Source organism: Parafrankia elaeagni (assembly GCF_000374165.1).
GTDB classification, from domain to species: domain Bacteria; phylum Actinomycetota; class Actinomycetes; order Frankiales; family Frankiaceae; genus Parafrankia; species Parafrankia elaeagni.
The window spans coordinates 17,807-34,914 of the sequence record NZ_KB893727.1 but is presented as its reverse complement, the minus strand read 5'-3'; the positions used below and the strand labels follow the sequence as shown (position 1 = coordinate 34,914).

At 72.6% G+C, this 17,108-nt stretch carries 13 protein-coding genes and 1 pseudogene; 11 read left to right on the top strand and 3 right to left on the bottom strand.

Annotation, left to right across the window (positions count from 1 at the left end):
• Nucleotides 1–231: 231 nt before the first annotated feature.
• From B207_RS0116380 to B207_RS0116350, 7 genes are all read left to right on the top strand, one after another.
• Nucleotides 232–1,107: a sugar phosphate isomerase/epimerase family protein gene (locus B207_RS0116380; protein WP_051102556.1), complete on the top strand. Its 876-nt coding sequence runs from the start codon at nucleotides 232–234 to the stop codon at nucleotides 1,105–1,107.
• A 106-nt stretch (nucleotides 1,108–1,213) separates the two neighbouring features.
• On the top strand, nucleotides 1,214–2,860 hold the full coding sequence (locus B207_RS0116375) for an aldehyde dehydrogenase (NADP(+)) (protein WP_018637642.1): 1,647 nt from the start codon (nucleotides 1,214–1,216) through the stop codon (nucleotides 2,858–2,860).
• 102 nt (nucleotides 2,861–2,962) lie between these two features.
• On the top strand, nucleotides 2,963–3,715 hold the full coding sequence (locus B207_RS0116370; protein WP_018637641.1) for a sulfite exporter TauE/SafE family protein: 753 nt from the start codon (nucleotides 2,963–2,965) through the stop codon (nucleotides 3,713–3,715).
• 420 nt (nucleotides 3,716–4,135) lie between these two features.
• Nucleotides 4,136–5,089, top strand: a complete 954-nt coding sequence (locus tag B207_RS0116365) for a carbohydrate ABC transporter permease (RefSeq protein ID WP_018637640.1) — start codon at nucleotides 4,136–4,138, stop codon at nucleotides 5,087–5,089.
• Nucleotides 5,082–6,047, top strand: coding sequence for a carbohydrate ABC transporter permease (locus tag B207_RS0116360; RefSeq protein ID WP_018637639.1), 966 nt, complete (start codon nucleotides 5,082–5,084; stop codon nucleotides 6,045–6,047). The genes B207_RS0116365 and B207_RS0116360 overlap by 8 nt, the downstream gene beginning before the upstream one ends.
• A gap of 35 nt (nucleotides 6,048–6,082) precedes the next feature.
• Entirely contained in the window at nucleotides 6,083–7,399 is a 1,317-nt protein-coding gene (locus B207_RS0116355) for an ABC transporter substrate-binding protein (RefSeq protein ID WP_026311120.1), read from the top strand.
• A gap of 133 nt (nucleotides 7,400–7,532) precedes the next feature.
• Entirely contained in the window at nucleotides 7,533–8,936 is a 1,404-nt protein-coding gene (locus B207_RS0116350) for a Gfo/Idh/MocA family protein (protein ID WP_018637637.1), read from the top strand.
• Between the two features lie 114 nt (nucleotides 8,937–9,050).
• On the opposite strand, the gene B207_RS0116345 is transcribed toward B207_RS0116350, so the two are convergent.
• Genes B207_RS0116345 through B207_RS0116335 form a run of 3 tightly spaced genes read right to left on the bottom strand, consistent with a single transcriptional unit; the run spans nucleotide 9,051 to nucleotide 12,324 of the window.
• Nucleotides 9,051–10,280, bottom strand: a complete 1,230-nt coding sequence (locus B207_RS0116345; RefSeq protein WP_018637636.1) for a mandelate racemase/muconate lactonizing enzyme family protein — start codon at nucleotides 10,278–10,280, stop codon at nucleotides 9,051–9,053.
• Nucleotides 10,277–11,308, bottom strand: coding sequence for a 5-dehydro-4-deoxyglucarate dehydratase (locus tag B207_RS0116340; protein ID WP_018637635.1), 1,032 nt, complete (start codon nucleotides 11,306–11,308; stop codon nucleotides 10,277–10,279). Before B207_RS0116340 ends, B207_RS0116345 begins: the two co-directional genes overlap by 4 nt.
• The gene (locus tag B207_RS0116335; RefSeq protein WP_018637634.1) at nucleotides 11,305–12,324 is read right to left on the bottom strand and encodes an NAD-dependent epimerase/dehydratase family protein; all 1,020 of its coding nucleotides are present in this window, start codon (nucleotides 12,322–12,324) and stop codon (nucleotides 11,305–11,307) included. The genes B207_RS0116340 and B207_RS0116335 overlap by 4 nt, the downstream gene beginning before the upstream one ends.
• Nucleotides 12,325–12,630: 306 nt before the next feature.
• Here B207_RS0116335 and B207_RS0116330 point away from each other — a divergent pair, with 306 nt between their 5' ends.
• The 4 genes and pseudogenes from B207_RS0116330 to B207_RS34165 form a co-directional block, all read left to right on the top strand.
• Nucleotides 12,631–13,806, top strand: coding sequence for a LacI family DNA-binding transcriptional regulator (locus B207_RS0116330; protein WP_018637633.1), 1,176 nt, complete (start codon nucleotides 12,631–12,633; stop codon nucleotides 13,804–13,806).
• Nucleotides 13,803–14,930 carry a Gfo/Idh/MocA family protein gene (locus tag B207_RS0116325; protein WP_018637632.1) on the top strand — a complete coding sequence of 376 codons (1,128 nt, stop codon included), beginning with the start codon at nucleotides 13,803–13,805 and terminating at the stop codon, nucleotides 14,928–14,930. The genes B207_RS0116330 and B207_RS0116325 overlap by 4 nt, the downstream gene beginning before the upstream one ends.
• Nucleotides 14,906–16,099: a M24 family metallopeptidase gene (locus B207_RS0116320; protein ID WP_018637631.1), complete on the top strand. Its 1,194-nt coding sequence runs from the start codon at nucleotides 14,906–14,908 to the stop codon at nucleotides 16,097–16,099. Before B207_RS0116325 ends, B207_RS0116320 begins: the two co-directional genes overlap by 25 nt.
• An 18-nt stretch (nucleotides 16,100–16,117) precedes the next feature.
• A pseudogene (locus tag B207_RS34165) lies at nucleotides 16,118–17,095 on the top strand (DUF6807 domain-containing protein); the annotation flags it as partial.
• Between the last annotated feature and the right edge of the window lie 13 nt (nucleotides 17,096–17,108).

Here is a 17,108-nt window from a genome sequence, read left to right as displayed (position 1 = left end):
GACGCAGGGGTCGGCCTCTGGCGGCAGCGATTCCCCGGCCGGCTGCTCCAGCCCAGGTTACGGCCGACAGGCCGGCAGGCCGGCCCTTTTTCTAGCACGGGGCGCCCGGCTGCCGGGGCGACGGGTGGCGGACGGGTGTTGTCAGCCGGCCCGCTGGGCTCTACGGTGAACGGAAAGCGTTTACCAAGGAGCGTGATCGCGCTGTCAGCCACGGAGGCCAGGACGATCGGGATCGGTGGCCGGCTCCCGGCCACCCGGGTGGCCGGGCCGGTCAGCCGGCTCTCCCTCAACCAGAAGACGGTCGACCGGCTCCCGCTCTCCGCGGTGGTCGACGAATGCCTGCGGACCGGCATCGAGTCGATCGGGGTCTGGCGCGAGCCGCTGCGGGAGTTCGGTGTCACCCGTGGCGCGAAGCTCGTCCGCGACGCGGGGCTGCGAGTCTCGTCGCTGTGCCGCGGCGGGTTCTTCACCATGCCGTCCGGCTCGGCCCGCCGCGCCGCCCTGGACGACAACCGCCGGGCCATCGACGAGGCCGCCGCGCTGGGCGCGGCGTGCCTGGTGCTCGTGGTCGGTGGTCTGACCGGCGGGTCACGGGATCTGCCGGCCGCCCGTCGGCGGATCACGGATGCCCTGCGCGAACTGGTGCCCTATGCCTGCGAGCGTCAGGTCCGCCTCGCCCTCGAGCCGATGAATCCCGTCTACTGCGCCGACCGCGGTGTGCTGTCGACGCTGGCCCAGGCGCTCGACCTGGCCGAACAGTTCGACCCGGCCGCGGTCGGTGTCGTCATCGACACCTTCCACGTGTGGTGGGATCCGGATCTCGACGCCGCGGTCAGCCGGGCGGCGGGGCGGATCGCCAGCTTCCAGGTGGCTGACTGGATCACTCCGCTGCCGGCGGACACCCTGCTGGCCCGAGGCATGGTGGGGGACGGCCATGTCGACTTCCGCCGAATCCGGGCCCTCGTCGACGGCGCCGGGTACAGCGGCGACATCGAGGTGGAGATCTTCAACGCCGAGCTGTGGTCCCGGCCGGGCGCCGAGGTGGTGGACCTGACGATCCGGCGTTTCGCCGAGCACGTCGCCCCGGACCGCGTCCCCTCACCCTGACGGCTTCGGGGCGATGACGAAGCGCCGGCGGCCACCAGCCCTCGGCGGTCACGAACCTCCGGCGGCGGCGACCCGCCGACACCGGAGGTCTCCAGAAGGGAGATCCATGACGACCACCGCGGGTGCCGCCGGCTCCGTCGCGGCCGGCCTGACGGGCCGCATGTTCATCGGCGCCGAGCGGGTCGACGGCACCGGCACCGAGGTCCACTCGGTGGACCCACGGACCGGCCGGCCGCTCGCCCCGCCCAGCCATCACGGGACGACCACCGAGGTACGCCGCGCGTGTGCGCTCGCGGAGGAGGCGTTCGACGCCTACCGGAACGCGGATCCGCAGCGGCGGGCCGGCTTCCTCGAACGTGTCGCGGACAACCTCACGGCCCTGACCGACGCGCTGGTCGACCGGGCCGGCAAGGAGACCGGGCTGCCGCCCGTGCGCCTCGCGGGTGAGGTCGTCCGCACCACGAACCAGTTCCGGCTGTTCGCGGACGTGCTGCGCGAGGGAAGCTGGCACGGCGCCCGCATCGACCCGGCGGAACCCGGCCAGGCACCGCCCGGCCAGGCACCGCCCGGCCGGACCCCGCCCGCGCGCCCGGATCTGCGCCAGCGGCGGATTCCGCTCGGGCCGGTGGCGGTGTTCGGCGCGAGCAACTTCCCGCTGGCGTTCTCGGTGGCCGGCGGCGACACCGCGTCGGCCCTGGCCGCGGGCTGCCCGGTCGTGGTCAAGGCACACGACGCCCACCTCGGAACCTCCGAGCTGGCGGCCGGTGCCATCCGGGCCGCTGTGGCGGAGCACGCGCTGCCCGACGGCGTGTTCTCCCTGCTGATCGGCGACGGCCCGACGCTGGGGACCGAGCTGGTCGTCGACCCGCGGATCCAGGCCGTCGGCTTCACCGGCTCGCGCGCCGCCGGGCTGGCCCTGGTCCGGGCGGCGGCCGCGCGGCCCCGCCCCATCCCCGTCTACGCCGAGATGAGCAGCGTCAACCCGGTTGTTCTGATGCCCGGCGCGCTGGCAGCCGGTGGAGAGAGCCTCGGCCGGGACTTCGTCGCCTCCCTCACCCTCGGCGCCGGGCAGTTCTGCACCAGTCCGGGTCTGATCCTCGGAGTCGACGGCCTCGGTCTGGACGTCTTCGTGACCACCGCCGCGCGGGCGGTCACCAGCACCACGGGGGCGGTCATGCTGACCGCGGGCATCGCCCGCTCCTACCAGGCGGCGGTGGCAGCCACCGCCGCGCGCCGCGGCGTCACGATCGTCGCGCGCGGCGGGGCCGCGGCCGGCGCGGCGGGGGGGCAGGCTGTCCTGATGGCCGTCGGCGGTGACGACTTCCTGGCCGACCCGGCCCTGCAGGACGAGATGTTCGGGCCCGCCGCCCTGGTCGTCCGCTGCCGCGACCTGGCCCACCTCGGTACGGTCGTGCGGTCCCTGGAAGGGCAGCTCACCGCCAGTGTGCATGCCGTCGGCGCCGACCTCGACGACGTCCGCCGCCTGCTGCCCGCCCTCGAACTCCGCGCCGGGCGGATCATCTTCGACGGCTGGCCCACCGGTGTGGACGTCGGTCACGCGGTCGTCCACGGCGGGCCGTTCCCGGCGACCTCGGATTCCCGCACCACCTCGGTCGGTTCGTCGGCGATCGAGCGCTTCCTGCGCCCGGTGGCCTACCAGAACGCGCCGGGTGCGCTGCTGCCCGGAGCGCTGCGTGACGACAACCCCTACCGCATCCCGCGCCGGATCGGCGGCAAGCTCCTTCCCGGCTGAACGAACCGCCCGCCCGCCCGCACCGCTCGGCCGACCGGTTCGCCCGGCAGACCGAACCGGGCCGTGCGGGCCCTCGCGCGCCCAGGACAGGTGGCGAAAAGCTTGGGAGTCGACTCCGCCCTTCTGCTGCTGACCGCCGGTGTGGGGGCCGGTCTCACCGGCTCGGTCGCCGGCATCGCCTCGCTGGTCAGCTATCCGGCGCTGCTCGCCGTCGGTCTGCCGCCGGTGGCCGCGAACGTCACCAACACGGTGGCGCTGTTCTCCAACACCATCGGCATCGCGGCCGGATCACGGCCGGAGCTGCGGGGACAGCGCGACCGGCTGCTGCCCCTGATGGCCATCGCGGGTGTGGGCGGTGCGCTCGGCGCGGCGCTGCTGCTCCGCACTCCGCGCTCCGCCTTCGAGGCGGTCGTGCCGTGGTGCGTCGGGCTGGGCTCCCTGCTGATCCTCGCGCGCGACCCGCTGCGTCGGCTGGCGGTGGCGCGCCTGGGTGCGGCGGGCGGCGAGGGCCGGCTGCCGGTCCCGCTCGCCCTCGCCGTCGGGCTGGTGGGCCTGTACGCGGGATACTTCGCCGCGGGGGCGGGGATTCTGATGCTCGCGGTGCTGTCGCTGTCGACCCGTGAGCCGCTGCCGGTGACCAGCGCGGTCAAGAACATCGTGACCGGAACGGCCAGCATGACGGCCGCGGTCGCCTACGCGCTGGCCGCGCCGGTCGACTGGATGGCGGCCGGGCAGCTCGGTCTGGGGTGCCTGATAGGGGGCTGGGTGGGGCCGGCACTGCTGCGACGACTCCCGGAGACTCCGCTGCGCGTCGCCATCGCGTGCGCCGGCCTGGGCCTGGCCGTCGCCCTGTAGCGGCACCGCTCTGTAAACGGCACCGCCCTGTAACGGCACCGTGCGGTGGGGGCGTCGTGTGGTCGGGCGTAGGTGACTCGAGCCGTTCGGCGGCGTACCGCGGTGCCCTTCGTGGAGGTTTTCCGGCGGGCACCGCCGGGCCCGCGTTCGATCCGCGTTCGATCCGGGAGCGGGGCCCGCTCCCGCCGGACCGCGAGAAACCGGTCTCTTGACCATAGCCGACGATTGATGCTACACATTACGGACTCGCGGAATGCGCTTTCCTTGATGAGATGTCGACCTGGCGTCGGGGCGTGGATGCGTGGCCCGCAAACGTCCGGTCGACCAATGTCAAGGGCTATCGAAGAGCCAGGAGGTGTTCGCTGTGACAGCAGTGGCGTGGCTGGCGGCGCGTCCGCGCCCGTCTACCGGTGGGGACGCATGAGCGCACTCACCGAACTCCGCTCCTTAGGTGACTCCAAGGGGAACTCCAAGGGGAAGGGAGGGCGGAAGGGTCGGATCAGACACCGGGACAACGGGGCCGGCTATCTCTTTCTGTCGCCGTGGTTCCTCGGCCTCCTGGCGATCACGATCGGGCCGATGATCGCCTCGTTGGTCCTGTCCTTCACGAAGTACAACCTGCTTCAGCCGGCGACCTTCACGGGGCTCGACAACTTCACGCGAATGCTCTCCGATGACCGGCTGCACCAGGCGCTCACGGTCACGTTCGTCTACGTCTTCGTCTCGGTACCGCTGCAGCTGGCGCTGGCGCTGGCGCTGGCGCTCGTGCTCGACCGCGGGGTGCGCGGCCTCGCCTTCTACCGGTCGGTCTTCTACCTGCCGTCGCTGCTCGGAACGAGCGTCGCGATCGCGGTGCTGTGGGCCCGGGTGTTCGGCGCGGACGGCATTTTCAACCAGTTCCTCAACGTCTTCGGGATCGAGGGAAAGGGGTGGATCTCCAGCCCTGACACCGCCCTGGGAACCCTCATCATCCTGAACGTCTGGACGTTCGGTGCTCCCATGGTCATCTTCCTGGCCGGACTGCGGCAGATACCGACCATGTACTACGAGGCGGCCGAGGTGGACGGGGCGTCCCGCTGGCGCAAGTTCCGCAGCATCACGATTCCCCTGCTCACCCCGATCATCTTCTTCAACCTGGTGCTGCAGATCATCCACGCCTTCCAGTCGTTCACCCAGGCGTTCATCGTCTCGGGCGGCACGGGCGGCCCCGCGGACTCGACGCTGTTCTACACGCTGTACCTCTACGACCGCGGATTCGCGAACTTCGACATGGGTTACGCCTCCGCGATGGCCTGGGTACTCCTCGTCATCGTCGGGATCTTCACCGCGGTCAACTTCTGGGCCTCCAAGTACTGGGTCTTCTACGATGACTGAGAATCAGGCACTCGCCGTGCGCGACGCCGCCGGCCCGGAGCCGGCGGGCACGTCGCCGAACTCCCGCCACCCCCACGACGACGATGCCGCGCCGCGAGGGGCCTTCGGTACCCGCGGGAACCGGTCCGCCCGCAGCCTGGTCCGCAGCGCGCTCCGGCACGCGGGTCTCATCACCGCCGGGCTGGTGATGCTCTATCCCGTGCTGTGGCTCGTCGTGTCCTCACTGCGGCCCACGGAGCTGATCTTCCGCGAGCCGGGGATCGTCCTCGACCACCTCGAGACCTCGAACTACACGGACGGCTGGTCGGCGCTGGCGAACCCGTTCGGCACCTACATGATCAACTCTGTGATCGTTGTCATGGGCTGCATCGTCGGGAACCTCGTGGCCTGCTCGATGGCGGCGTACGCGTTCGCCCGCCTCGACTTCAGGGGCCGGCGCCTGTGGTTCTCGATCATGCTCGTCTCGATCATGCTGCCGATTCACGTGGTGATCGTTCCGCAGTACATCCTTTTCTCGCAGCTTGGCTGGGTGAACACGTTCATCCCGCTCATCCTGCCCAAGGTGCTCGCGACCGACGCCTTCTTCGTCTTCCTCATGGTCCAGTTCATCCGGGGTATTCCGCGGGAGCTCGACGAGGCGGCCCGCATCGACGGCTGCGGGCATGTGCGGATCTTCCTGCGGGTCATCCTCCCGCTGATGGTCCCGGCGCTCGCCACGACCGCGGTCTTCACCTTCATCTGGACCTGGAACGACTTCTTCAGCCAGCTCATCTACCTCACGAAGCCCGAGATGTACACCGTCCCGCTCGGGCTCCGGGCCTTCATGGACGCGACCTCGACGACCTCGTGGGGCCCCATGTTCGCGATGTCCGTGCTGTCGCTCGTCCCGGTCTTCGTCGTCTTCCTCCTCGGCCAGCGGTTCCTCATCAAGGGCATCGCCACGACCGGCGGGAAATAGCCGACCCCACCACTGCCCTGACGAAAGGTACGAAGATGAGGAACTTAAAGGTCACTCGCAGAACCGCCGTCGCCTTATCCATCGCCTCGGTTTCCGCCGTGCTGGTGTCCGCCTGCGGCACCGCGGACTCGACCGAGGAAGGCGCCGGAGAGCTCTCCGACGGCCCCGTCACGCTCTCGATGACCTGGTGGGGCAACGACACCCGTACCACGAACACGCAGGAGATCATCGACGCGTTCGAGGTGAAGCACCCGAACATCACCATCGAGGCATCCTTCACCGCCTTCAGTGAGTACTGGGACAAGCTCGCCACCGAGACCGCGGCGAGAAACACCCCGGACATCGTCCAGATGGACGAGAAGTACATCTCCACCTACGCCAGCCGCGGCGCCCTGCTCGACCTTTCCGAGCTCGGTAGCACGCTCAACACGGACGACTACGATCCGACGGTTCTGGACGTCGGCCGGGTCAAGGACGGCCTGTACGGCGTCCCCATCGGCCTCAACGCCTACGCGGTGGTCGCCAACACGGACCTTTTCCAGCAGGCGGGAGTGGAGATCCCGGACGACACCACCTGGACGTGGGCCGACTTCAACGAGACCGCCAGGCAGATCTCCGCAGCCGGTGGCGGGAACTTCTACGGGACCCAGGCCTGGGGCTTCGAGGACGGCGGCATCCGGCTCTGGGCGCGTTCGCACGGCGACCAGCTCTATGACGACGCGGGCAACGTCGTCATCAGGCCCGAGACGCTGACGAGCTTCTGGCAGCAGATCCTCGACCTCACCGAGAGCGGAGCGGCGCCTCCTCCGCCCGAGACGATCGAGAAGCAGAAGGGCGGGCTGTCCGCCTCGTTCACCGCCACGAACGGTTCGGCCATGGGCGTCTGGTGGAACAACCAGCTCACCGCGCTGTCGAAGGCAACGGGGAAGGAGATGAAGCTCCTGCAGTACCCGGAGGCCGCCACCAGCGGCACCTACTACTTCAAGCCGTCGATGTACTGGTCCGCCTCGTCCACCACGGAGCACCGCGCCGAGGTCGCCCTCTTCCTCGACTTCCTCCTCAACAGCGAGGAGGCGGCCGACATCCAGCAGACCGAGCGCGGGGTGCCGGCGAACGAGCGGATCCGCGCCTACATCACTCCGAAGCTCGGTGAGACCGACCAGGCGGTTGTCGAGTACCTCGACCGCATCGAGCCGGGCGACGCGGAGCCGGTGACTCCTCCCGGCGGCAGCGCCATCGAAAGCCTGGTGTCCCGCTACACCGAGGAGGTGCTCTTCAAGAGGACGACGCCGGCGGACGCCGCGAACGGCTTCCTGAAGGAGCTCACCACCGAGGTCGAGAACGCCAGGTAGCCGCCGGGCAGCACAGCCCTCCGACGCGCGGCCCCGGCCGGCCGCGCGCCGGAGACTCCCGCTGCCCGCTGCCCGCTGCCCGGGCAGCGGGACCGCCGTGTCCACCCGCGTGACCACACAGGAGGAGTTTCGGATGAGCCCGTCAGCGGAGGAGACCCGTGAGCGGTATGCCGTTGTCGGTACCGGGCACCGCGCGCAGATGTACATCGACGCGATCGTCGGCGCGCACTCCGACGTCGCCGAACTCGTCGCGCTGGCCGACACCAACCCCGGGCGCATCGACTACTACCAGGCCCGGCTCGTCGCCCGGGGCGGGCCGGAGCCGGCCCGCTACGACCTCGCCGCCGACCCCGGCGGCCTGGAGCGGATGATCACCGAACAGCGGGTGGACCGCGTCATCGTGACGACCCCCGACCACACTCACGCCGAGGTGGTGGCGCGCGCGCTCCTCGGCGGCGCGGACGTCGTCGTCGAGAAGCCCCTCACCATCGACCGGGCCGGTGTCGAGCGCATCGCCGCCGCGATCGGGCGTTCGGGCCGTGACGTCGTGACGACCTTCAACTACCGCTACAGTCCTCGCAACAGCACGCTGCGTTCGGTCATCGCCTCCGGCCGTATCGGGCGGGTGACGAGCGTGCAGTTCGAATGGCTTCTCGACACGGTGCACGGCGCCGACTACTTTCGCCGCTGGCACCGCTACAAGGAGAGCTCCGGCGGCCTGCTGGTGCACAAGTCGTCCCATCACTTCGACCTCGTCAACTGGTGGATCGACGCCGCGCCGACACGGGTGTACGCCACCGGTGGCCTGCGCTTCTACGGGGCGCGCAACGCCCGCGAGCGCGGCCTCGGGCCACGGCCGGCACGCGGCACCGGCGCGGCGGGGGACCCGTTCGCCCTCGATCTGACCCGCGACGACCGGCTGCGGGCGCTCTACCTCGACACCGAGCGGGCGGACGGCTACCTGCGGGACCGCGACGTCTTCGACGAGGGGATCACCATCGAGGACAATCTCGCGCTCGTCGTCGACTACGACTCCGGTGCGAGCCTGAGCTACTCGCTCAACGCCCACAGCCCCTGGGAGGGCTACCGGGTCGCCGTCAACGGCACCCTGGGCCGGGCCGAGCTGGAGGTCGTCGAGCGGGGCGCCGTCGTCCTCGACGCGGACGGGAACGCCGTACTCGACCCGAGCGCCGTCGACGTCGACACCGGCAATGCCGACACCGGCAATGCGGTGCGGCCCGCCGGATGCCGCCTCGTCGTGCAACAACACTGGGAGAAGGCGCGGGAGGAACCGATCCCCGCGGGTGTCGGCGGTCACGGCGGGGGAGACGCCTACCTGCTCGAGCATCTGTTCCACCGGGTCACCGCCGAGCGCGACGCCCTGCGCCGGCCCGCCGCGTTCACGGACGGGATCCGCGCGATCTCCGTCGGAATCGCGGCCAACCACTCGCTGGCGACGGGGCAGGCCGTGGACATCGACGAGGCCGTGGACATCGACGAGGCGGCGGCTGTCGTCGACGGACAGACCACCGCCTGACAGATCACCGCCTGACAGATCACCGCCTGACCGGGCTCCCGCCGTGCCCCGCCCGGTCAGGCGGGTCGACCGCGGTGCCCGGCCCGACCGCGGCTCTCAGTCGGGCCGCAGCTCTCAGCCGGGCGGCCCGGCCGGCTCGGCGGCCGGGCGGAAGGCGATGCCGAGGCCGGGCGCCGGGATGAAACGCACCCTGGCCGCACCGACCGAGACGGGGGAGTCGGACATCAGGGCACCGAGCTGACCGAATCCGGCGTCCTCGACGTCCTCGACGGCGGTCTCCTGCCGCAGGGCGAGCGCGAGCTGGCCGGACACCTCGAGCAGCAGGTGCGGGGCCAGCCGCAGCCCGGCGGCCTCGACGTCCCGCGCGATCCGCAGGAACGGCGTGATGCCACCCACCCGCACCACGTTGGGCTGGAGGACGTCGGCGGCCCCCAGCCGGGCGAACTCGCGGAACCGGTAGCGCGTGTGCAGGTTCTCCCCACACGCGACCGGGACGGCACAGCCGCCGGCGAGTATGCGGCGCAGGCCGACGTACCCGGTCAGGTCGTCGGCCCGCAGAGGCTCCTCCACCCAGCCGAGGCCCGCCTCGGCGAGCGTCTCCACGGCGCGTTCCGCCTGGTACAGGCTCCAGCGCTGGTTGGCGTCGACCAGCAGGGTGCGCTCCGGGCCGATGACCTCCCGCACGGCGCGCACCCGCGCCAGATCGTCGCGCAGGTCCGGCCGGCCGACCTTCATCTTGACGGTGTCGAAGCCGGCGGCGACCCAGCGCTCGGCCTGCGCGACAAGCTCGGCGAGCGGGTAGTGCAGGTTGACCCCGCTGCCGTACACGGCGGCGTCCGGGCGCCGGGTACCGATGACGTCGACGATGGAGCGACCGGTGCGCTGCCCGTGGAGGTCCCACAGGGCCAGGTCCAGACCGGCCATGGCGATCGTCGTCACCCCGCCGCCGCCGGCCTCGTGAAGGTGCCGCCACAGCGCATCCCAGCCCCCGCCGACGTCGTCGTCCGGCCGCGGCCGCGGCTGCCGGGGCGGGGGCGGGGACGGCGGCGGGCCCGGGGCCCCCGTCGGTGCCGGGGTGTCGAGGTCGTCCGCCGGCCCGGCGCCCTGCCAGTCCGCGAGGGCGGCCGGCCGGCCCACGGCCCAGGCCCGGATGTCGTGGTCGAGCAACGCCTGCACGGCCCGGGCCCCGATGGCGGGCGTCCAGGAGAAGCCGTGCCCGGTCGCTCCGTCCGTGTCGACGACCTCGACGACCACCACGGACACGTCCCGCACGTCCTCGGCCCAGGGACGGCGCAGCGGTATCCGGACGAGCCGGGTCGACAGTGAGGCGATCGCTGCCGTCACGGCACCAGCTCGGGGCGAAGCCCGCCGGCTTCGGCAGCGTCCCCGCCGGCTGCCGCGGCACTGCCGGCGTGGGCACTGTCGGCGTGGGAGGTGTCGGCGTGGGAGGTGTCGGCCGCGGCCGCGACGGTGAGACCGGCGTCCAGAATGCGGGCGAGTCGGTCAAGCTGCTCCGGCGTGGGGTCCACGAACGGCGGGCGGACGGATCCGACGTCCAGCCCGCGCAGCCGCAGGCCTGCCTTGATCAGCGAGACGGCGAACCCCGGAACCTCGTCGCGCAGCGCGACCAGCGGCCGGTAGAACACGGTGAGGATGCGCTGGCGTGCCCCTTCGTCTCCCGCGCGGTAGGCGGCGTAGTGCGCCAGCGCGACCTCGGGTGCCATCGCGAACGCCGCCGAGGAGTACAACGGCATCCCGATGCCGCGGTAGGCGGCCTGCGAGAGCTCGGCGGTGAGCAGGCCGTTGAAGAACGCGAACCCGTCGGCGCGCTCCTCGGCGACCGCGAGCACGGTCTCCTGCGCGCGGGCGAGGTCACCGACGCCGTCCTTGAAGCCGATGACCCGCGGGTTGGCGGCGAGGCGCCGCACCGTCTCGGGGGAGTACTGGGCCGTGCCGCGGTGGTAGAGGATCACCGGCAGGGAGCTCGCCGCGAGCACGGCCTCCACGTAGGCGACGAGCCCCGCCTGCGGGCCCTGCACCAGGTACGGCGGCAGGACGAGGAGGGCGTCGGCGCCGGCCCGCTCCGCGGTGCCGGCCAGCTCGATCGCCAGGCCGAGCGGGCCGCCGGTGCCCGCCACCACGGGGATGCTGCCCGCGACGACGTCGACAGCCCGCCGCACGACGGCGCCCGCCTCGGCGGCCGACAGGGCGTGCAGCTCCCCGGTGCCGCAGGCGGGGAACACCGCGCCCGGGCCGAAGGGCAGCCGGGCCGCCAGGTGCGACTCGAAGACGTCGAGAGCGACGGCGCCGGCGGCGTCGAACGGGGTGACGGGGAAGAACAGGATGCCGTCGAAGGCGACAGGGTTGGTCAACGGACACTCTCCTTCGCGGGGGGCCGGGGGTGGCCGCCGATACGCGCCGCGAGCTCGTCGCGGAGCGGGTCTGCCAGCGCCGTGCGCCACGACCAGGCCGGGTGCCAGCCGAGCAGGTCGCGGGCGAGCCGGTTGCTGAACGCCGGCTGCCGACCGGTGAGCCGGCCGGCGATCGGCTCCGAGCCGGGCAGGTGGCGGGGAATGAGCGATGCCAGCGGTTCGGTCGCGAGGGCGTCGTCCGCCCCGATGAAGAAGCAGGTGCCGTTCGGGACGTCCTCCGCGCGTTCCAGCCAGGCGACGACGAAGGCGGCGACGTCGCGGGCGTCGACGTAGTTGAACAGGCTCACCGCCGCCAGGCCGGGGTCGGCGAGCCGGTCGACCAGGGTGTGGCCCTGCTGGGTCGGTGCTCCCTCCCACTCCTCGGGCGAGATCACGAAACACGGGCGGAAGACGCCGAACCTGGTCGTCGCTCCCCGCGTGCGCACGAACGTCCGCACGGTCTCCTCCACGACGACCTTCGACAGCGCGTAGGCGTGCCACGGGGCGAGTGCGTGCCGTTCGTCGATCGGCAGGTAGTCGGGCTGCCAGCCCGCCGGCGCGCCGTAGCCGACCGGGGTCGGGCTGCTCGCGACGAGCACGCGCCCGGCGCCGGCGGCCACCGCCGCCTCCAGGACGGTCCAGGCGAGGGCCGTGTTCGTCAGCAGGATCTCGCGTTCCGGCCGGCTGAAGGGAACGGCGATCCCGGCCAGGTGGATGACCGCGTCGGGCCCGGTCCGGCTGAACAGCGCCGCCGTGGCGTCGGCGTCGAGGAGATCGGCCTCGACGTGCTCGACGTGCTCGGCCCGCTCGGCCCGCTCGGCCTGCTCGGCCTGCTCGGCCCGCTCGATCTGGTCGACGTCGGGCGGAACAGGGGCGCGGGCCCGGTCGATGCTCGTCACCGTGTGACCGGCAGCGGCGAGCCCCGCGACGACGCTGCGGCCGAGGCGGCCCGAGCCGCCTGTGACGATGATGCGCATTCCGTCCTCCCTGCCCACGCCGCCAGGTGTGCGGCCTGTCCGGGGCCGGCCCGTCGGGTGTCGGTTGTGGCCTGCGGCCGGCGTCGGTTCCATGGCGTCGGTTCCATCGGGGGAGTACGCTCGGAAACCGGTTTCCGAACTGGACTCTACTGCGTTGCCTCGAACTGTCAAAGTGCTCGATAGCAATCGGGTAAGCGGTTACCGTACTGAGAGGGTGCAGGTTGCCCGCACCCGGAGAGCCGCGAGGCCCGGTGGCGGGCGTGGGTGTGCGCGAGCTCGCGTCCCCCTCGACGGAACGGAGTGAGGTTGACTGTCGTCCGGCCACTTTCGAAGACCCCGGTCGGAGTCCCGCCGGCCGCGGACGAGGCATCCGGGCCCCTGAAGAACGAGCCGCCCGGAAACGCGCCGCCCGGCGTGGAGTCCGGCGTGGAGCCACCCGGCGGCGACGCGTCCGTGGCGAGACCGGAGGACTCGTCGCCACGGCCGGCACGCAGACCGGCGACGATCTCCGATGTCGCCGAGCTGGCCGGGGTCTCCCGGGCCACGGTCTCGCGGGTGGTCAACGGGCTGTCGACGGTCGCGCCGGAGATCGCCGAACGGGTCTCCGCCGCGATCGCCCTGCTTGAGTACCACCCGAGCACCCTCGCCCGCAGCCTCTCGCTGGGCAGCACCCAGACGGTCGCCGTCGTCGTCCCCGATCTGGAGAACCCCATGTTCCAGTCCGTGCTGCGCGGCGTCACCCGGGCGGCCGCGACGAGCGGCTACCGGGTGCTGGTCGCGGACACCGAGGAACACGCCGAGGTCGAGAGCGACGTGGCGGCCGAGGCCCGCCGCCGCTGCGACGCGCTCGTGTTCTGCGCCCCCCGCATGCCCGACGACGTGTTACGGACCCTGCTGCCCCGGCTCGAACCCGTCGTCCTCGTCAACCGCCGCGCCTCGGACCCGGGCGTCCCCACCGTCGTCGTCGACTACGCCGCGGGCTCCCAGGCGCTCGCCGAGCATCTCGTCTCCCTCGGACATCGGCGGATCGCCTACCTCGCCGGGCCCGCGGGATCGACCTCCGACGCGCTGCGCCGCGAAGGGTTCGGCCCGGTGCTCGCAGCCTCCGCCGACGTCGAGTTCACGATCCTGCCGACGGGCGCGCGGATCGAGGACGGGCACCGCGTCGCCCCCGACTTCCTCGCCTCCCGGTGCACCGCCGCGCTGGCCTTCAACGACCTGGTCGCGTTCGGCCTCCTGACCGGGCTGCGGGAGAGCGGCGTCGACGTGCCGGGCGAGGTCTCCGTGGCCGGTTTCGACGACATCCCCTTCGCCGCCTATGCGACGCCGCCGCTGACAACCGTCGCGGTCGCGCAGCTGGAACTGGGCGCGCAGGCCTGGAACCTGCTGCACGAGGCGATCCACGGAACCGTCCCGACGGCACCGTTCCTGCACCGGCCCGAGATCGTCGTCCGGGCGAGCACCGCGGGGGTGCGGGCGTGAGCCACCGACCGACCGTCGCTCTCGTCGGCGCCCACGGACACGGGCGCAGTCACACCGCCCGCCTCGAACAGTTCGAGGCGCAGGGCGTCCTGACCTTCGCCGCCGTCGTCGACCCGAACCGCCCCCGGACGGAACGGCCGTGGTTCGCCGGCGTCGACGACCTCCTCGCCGCCGGGGCGGCACCCGACGTCGCGATCCTGTGCACCCCCATCCACACCCACGCCCCGCTCGCGACCGCGCTCATGACAGCCGGCGTCGACGTGCTTCTGGAGAAGCCGCCCACCGCGACCGCGGCCGGTTTCCGTGCCCTCCTCGACACGGAGCGCGCGACCGGCCGCCGCTGCCAGGTCGCCTTCCAGAGCCTCGGCTCGCACGCGATCGAGCGCGTCCGCGACCTCGTCGCGGACGGCGCCGTCGGAGCCGTCACGCACCTCGGCGGGGCAGGCACCTGGCTGCGTGACACCCGGTACTGGCAGCGTTCGCCCTGGGCGGGGCGGCGGGTCCTGGACGGAGTCCCCGTCGTCGACGGTGTCGTCACGAACCCGCTCGCGCACGCCACCGCGACCGCGCTGCGTCTCGCCGGCGCCTGCCGCGCCGAGGACGTCCGCGCGGTGCGGGTCGAGCTGCACCGCGCGAACGCGATCGAAGCCGACGACACCTCCAGCGTCGTCGTCACGACCACCACCGGGCCGCGCATCGCCCTCGGCCTCACCCTGTGCGCCGAATGGCCGGGCCAGCCGGTGGTGTCCGTGTTCGGTGAACGGGGCCGCATCGACTTCCACTACACGCTGGACACGGTCCGTATCGAGATCGACGGACGTCCGCCGGTCACCGAGAAGCACGGCCGCACCGACCTGCTCCTCGATCTTCTCGACGCGCGGGCGCACTCGGGCCCGTTGCGCAGCCCGCTGGTCGACACCGGCGCGTTCACCGCGGTGCTCGAAGCCGTCCGGACGGCGCCCGACCCGGCGCCCATCCCGGACCGGTATGTGCGCTGGGTGGACGACGAGTCCGGACGCCATCCCGTCGTCGACGGTGTCGACCGCTGGATCGACCAGGTCGCCGTGCGGGGGCACGGCTTCGCGGCGGTCGGGGCGCCGTGGGCCCGGGAGCCGGCGCGATGAGCGCCGACGCCGCGACGGCCGCCGACGCCGCAAGGGCCGCCGACGCCGCAAGGGCCGCGGGTCCGGTGAGAGTCGTGGGTGCTGCGAGGGCCGCGGGTCCGGCGAGGGCCGCCGGGAGCGGGCCGTCCGCGGTCGACCGCGCCACCAAGCGCACGCGGGTGCTGGCGGTGCTGGACGCCGCGCAGGCGGAGGCGGTCGTCCTGCGCTCGCACACCGCCGTCTCGTGGTACCTCGACGGCGCCCGCACCCACGTCGGCCTCGCCGGCGACCCGGTCGTGTGGGTCGTCGTGGACCGCACCGGCGACCTGGTCGTGACCACGGCCAACGAGCGCGACCGGCTCGCGGCGGAGGAGCTGCCCCCGGAGCTGCCCGTGGCCGCGCTGCCCTGGCACGAGCCACTCGCCACCGCCGTCCCACCCGGCGCCGTCGACGAGTCGATGCTCGCCGGCCCACTGCGCCAGGCCCGCGCGAGCCTGCTCCCGGCCGAAGCCGCGCGCTTCGCCGGTCTCGGCCGGGACTGCGCCGAGGTGCTCACCGACACCCTGACCACCACCCGGCCCGACGAGACCGAACGCGCGCTCGCGGCGCGGGTCGCGGCAGCCCTCGCGGCACGCGGAACCGACCCGCTCACCGTGCTCGTCGGCGGTGCCTCCCGCGCGGCCCACCGCCACCCGCTCCCCACCGACGCGCCTCTCGGCGGCCGGGCGATGGTCGTCGTCTGCGGCCGGCGGGCGGGTCTGATCGCGAACCTCACCCGCTGGGTGCGTTTCACCCCGCCCACGGCGGCCGAACGCGCCACCGCGGCCCGCATCCGGGCCGTCGAGGAGGCGTTCTTCCAGGCGACCACGCCCGGACGGACCCTGGCGGACGTCCTCACAGAGGCCTCCGCCGCCTACGGCGCGGCCGGGTTCGAGCCGGACGAGTGGAGGCGCCACCATCAGGGCGGTGCCGCCGGCTACCACGGCCGCGACCCCCGCGCGGCCCCCGGCGGCACCGACGTCGTCGCCGTCGACCAGGCGTTCGCCTGGAATCCGACCGCCCCCGGGAACAAGATCGAGGACACGGTGCTGCTCACCGCCGAGCAGCCCGCCGTCCTCACCGTCGACCCGCGCTGGCCCGTCACGGACGGCCCGCGTTTCCCCCGCCCCGACGAGCTCGTCCGGCCCTGAGCGGCAGAGCCGTCAGCGGTGGCGGACGTCCACCCGCAGCGAAAGGAACGCGAAGCCGTGCGAGAGACAGAAACACCGAGAGAGCCGGCGGGTGGGCTGGAGCCGGAAAGCGAGCTGGAGCCGGCGGGCGAGCTGGAGCTGGGCAAGGTCGCCGGGCCCGGCGGCGTCGAACCCGCGGCCCCCGGACTGAGCCTGCACCACGATCTGGACCGGGCGGTGACGGTGCGGTGGCGCGGCACCGAGATCCTCCGGTACGTGTACCGGCCCTGGGAGCCGCGGCTGGAGTCCCCGCGGCCCTACTTCCACCCGTTACGCACCCTGGACGGTGCCCTGGTCAGCCTCTACCGGCCGCATGACCACACCTGGCACAAGGGGATCTCGTGGGCACTGTCCCACGTGGGCACGGAGAACTTCTGGGGCGGCCGCACCTACCTGCGCGGCGAGGGCTACCGCCAGCTCGACAACAACGGCACGCAGAACCACGTCCGATTCGGCCGGCTGGCCGTCACCACCGAGCCGGCCGTCACCGGGCAGGTCGACGTCGTGGACGTCGTCGAGGACCTGGAGTGGATCACACAGGGCGGCGACGTGATCATTGCCGAGCGGCGTGCGTTCACGGTGCGGGCACATCCCGACCTGGGGGCCTGGCAGCTGACGTACTCCACCGCGATGCGCAGCACCAGTGCGACACCGCTGGCCTTCGGCAGCCCGACGACCAAAGGGCGCGAGGCGGCCGGCTACAGCGGCCTGTTCTGGCGTGGACCGCGCTCCTTCTCCGACGGCGTCGTCGTCACTCCGGACGGGACCGGCGGCGACGAGAGAATGGGCTGGCAGGGGCCCTGGCTCGGCTACGTCGGCCGGCACGACGGCGCGGGGACGGCGTCCACCGTGGTGTTCGTCGACCACACGTCGAACCACTGCCATCCGACGAAGTGGTTCGTGCGCACGGGTGTGTTCGCCGCCGTGTGCCCGGCGCCGTTCTACGACGTCGAACACGAGCTGGCCCCCG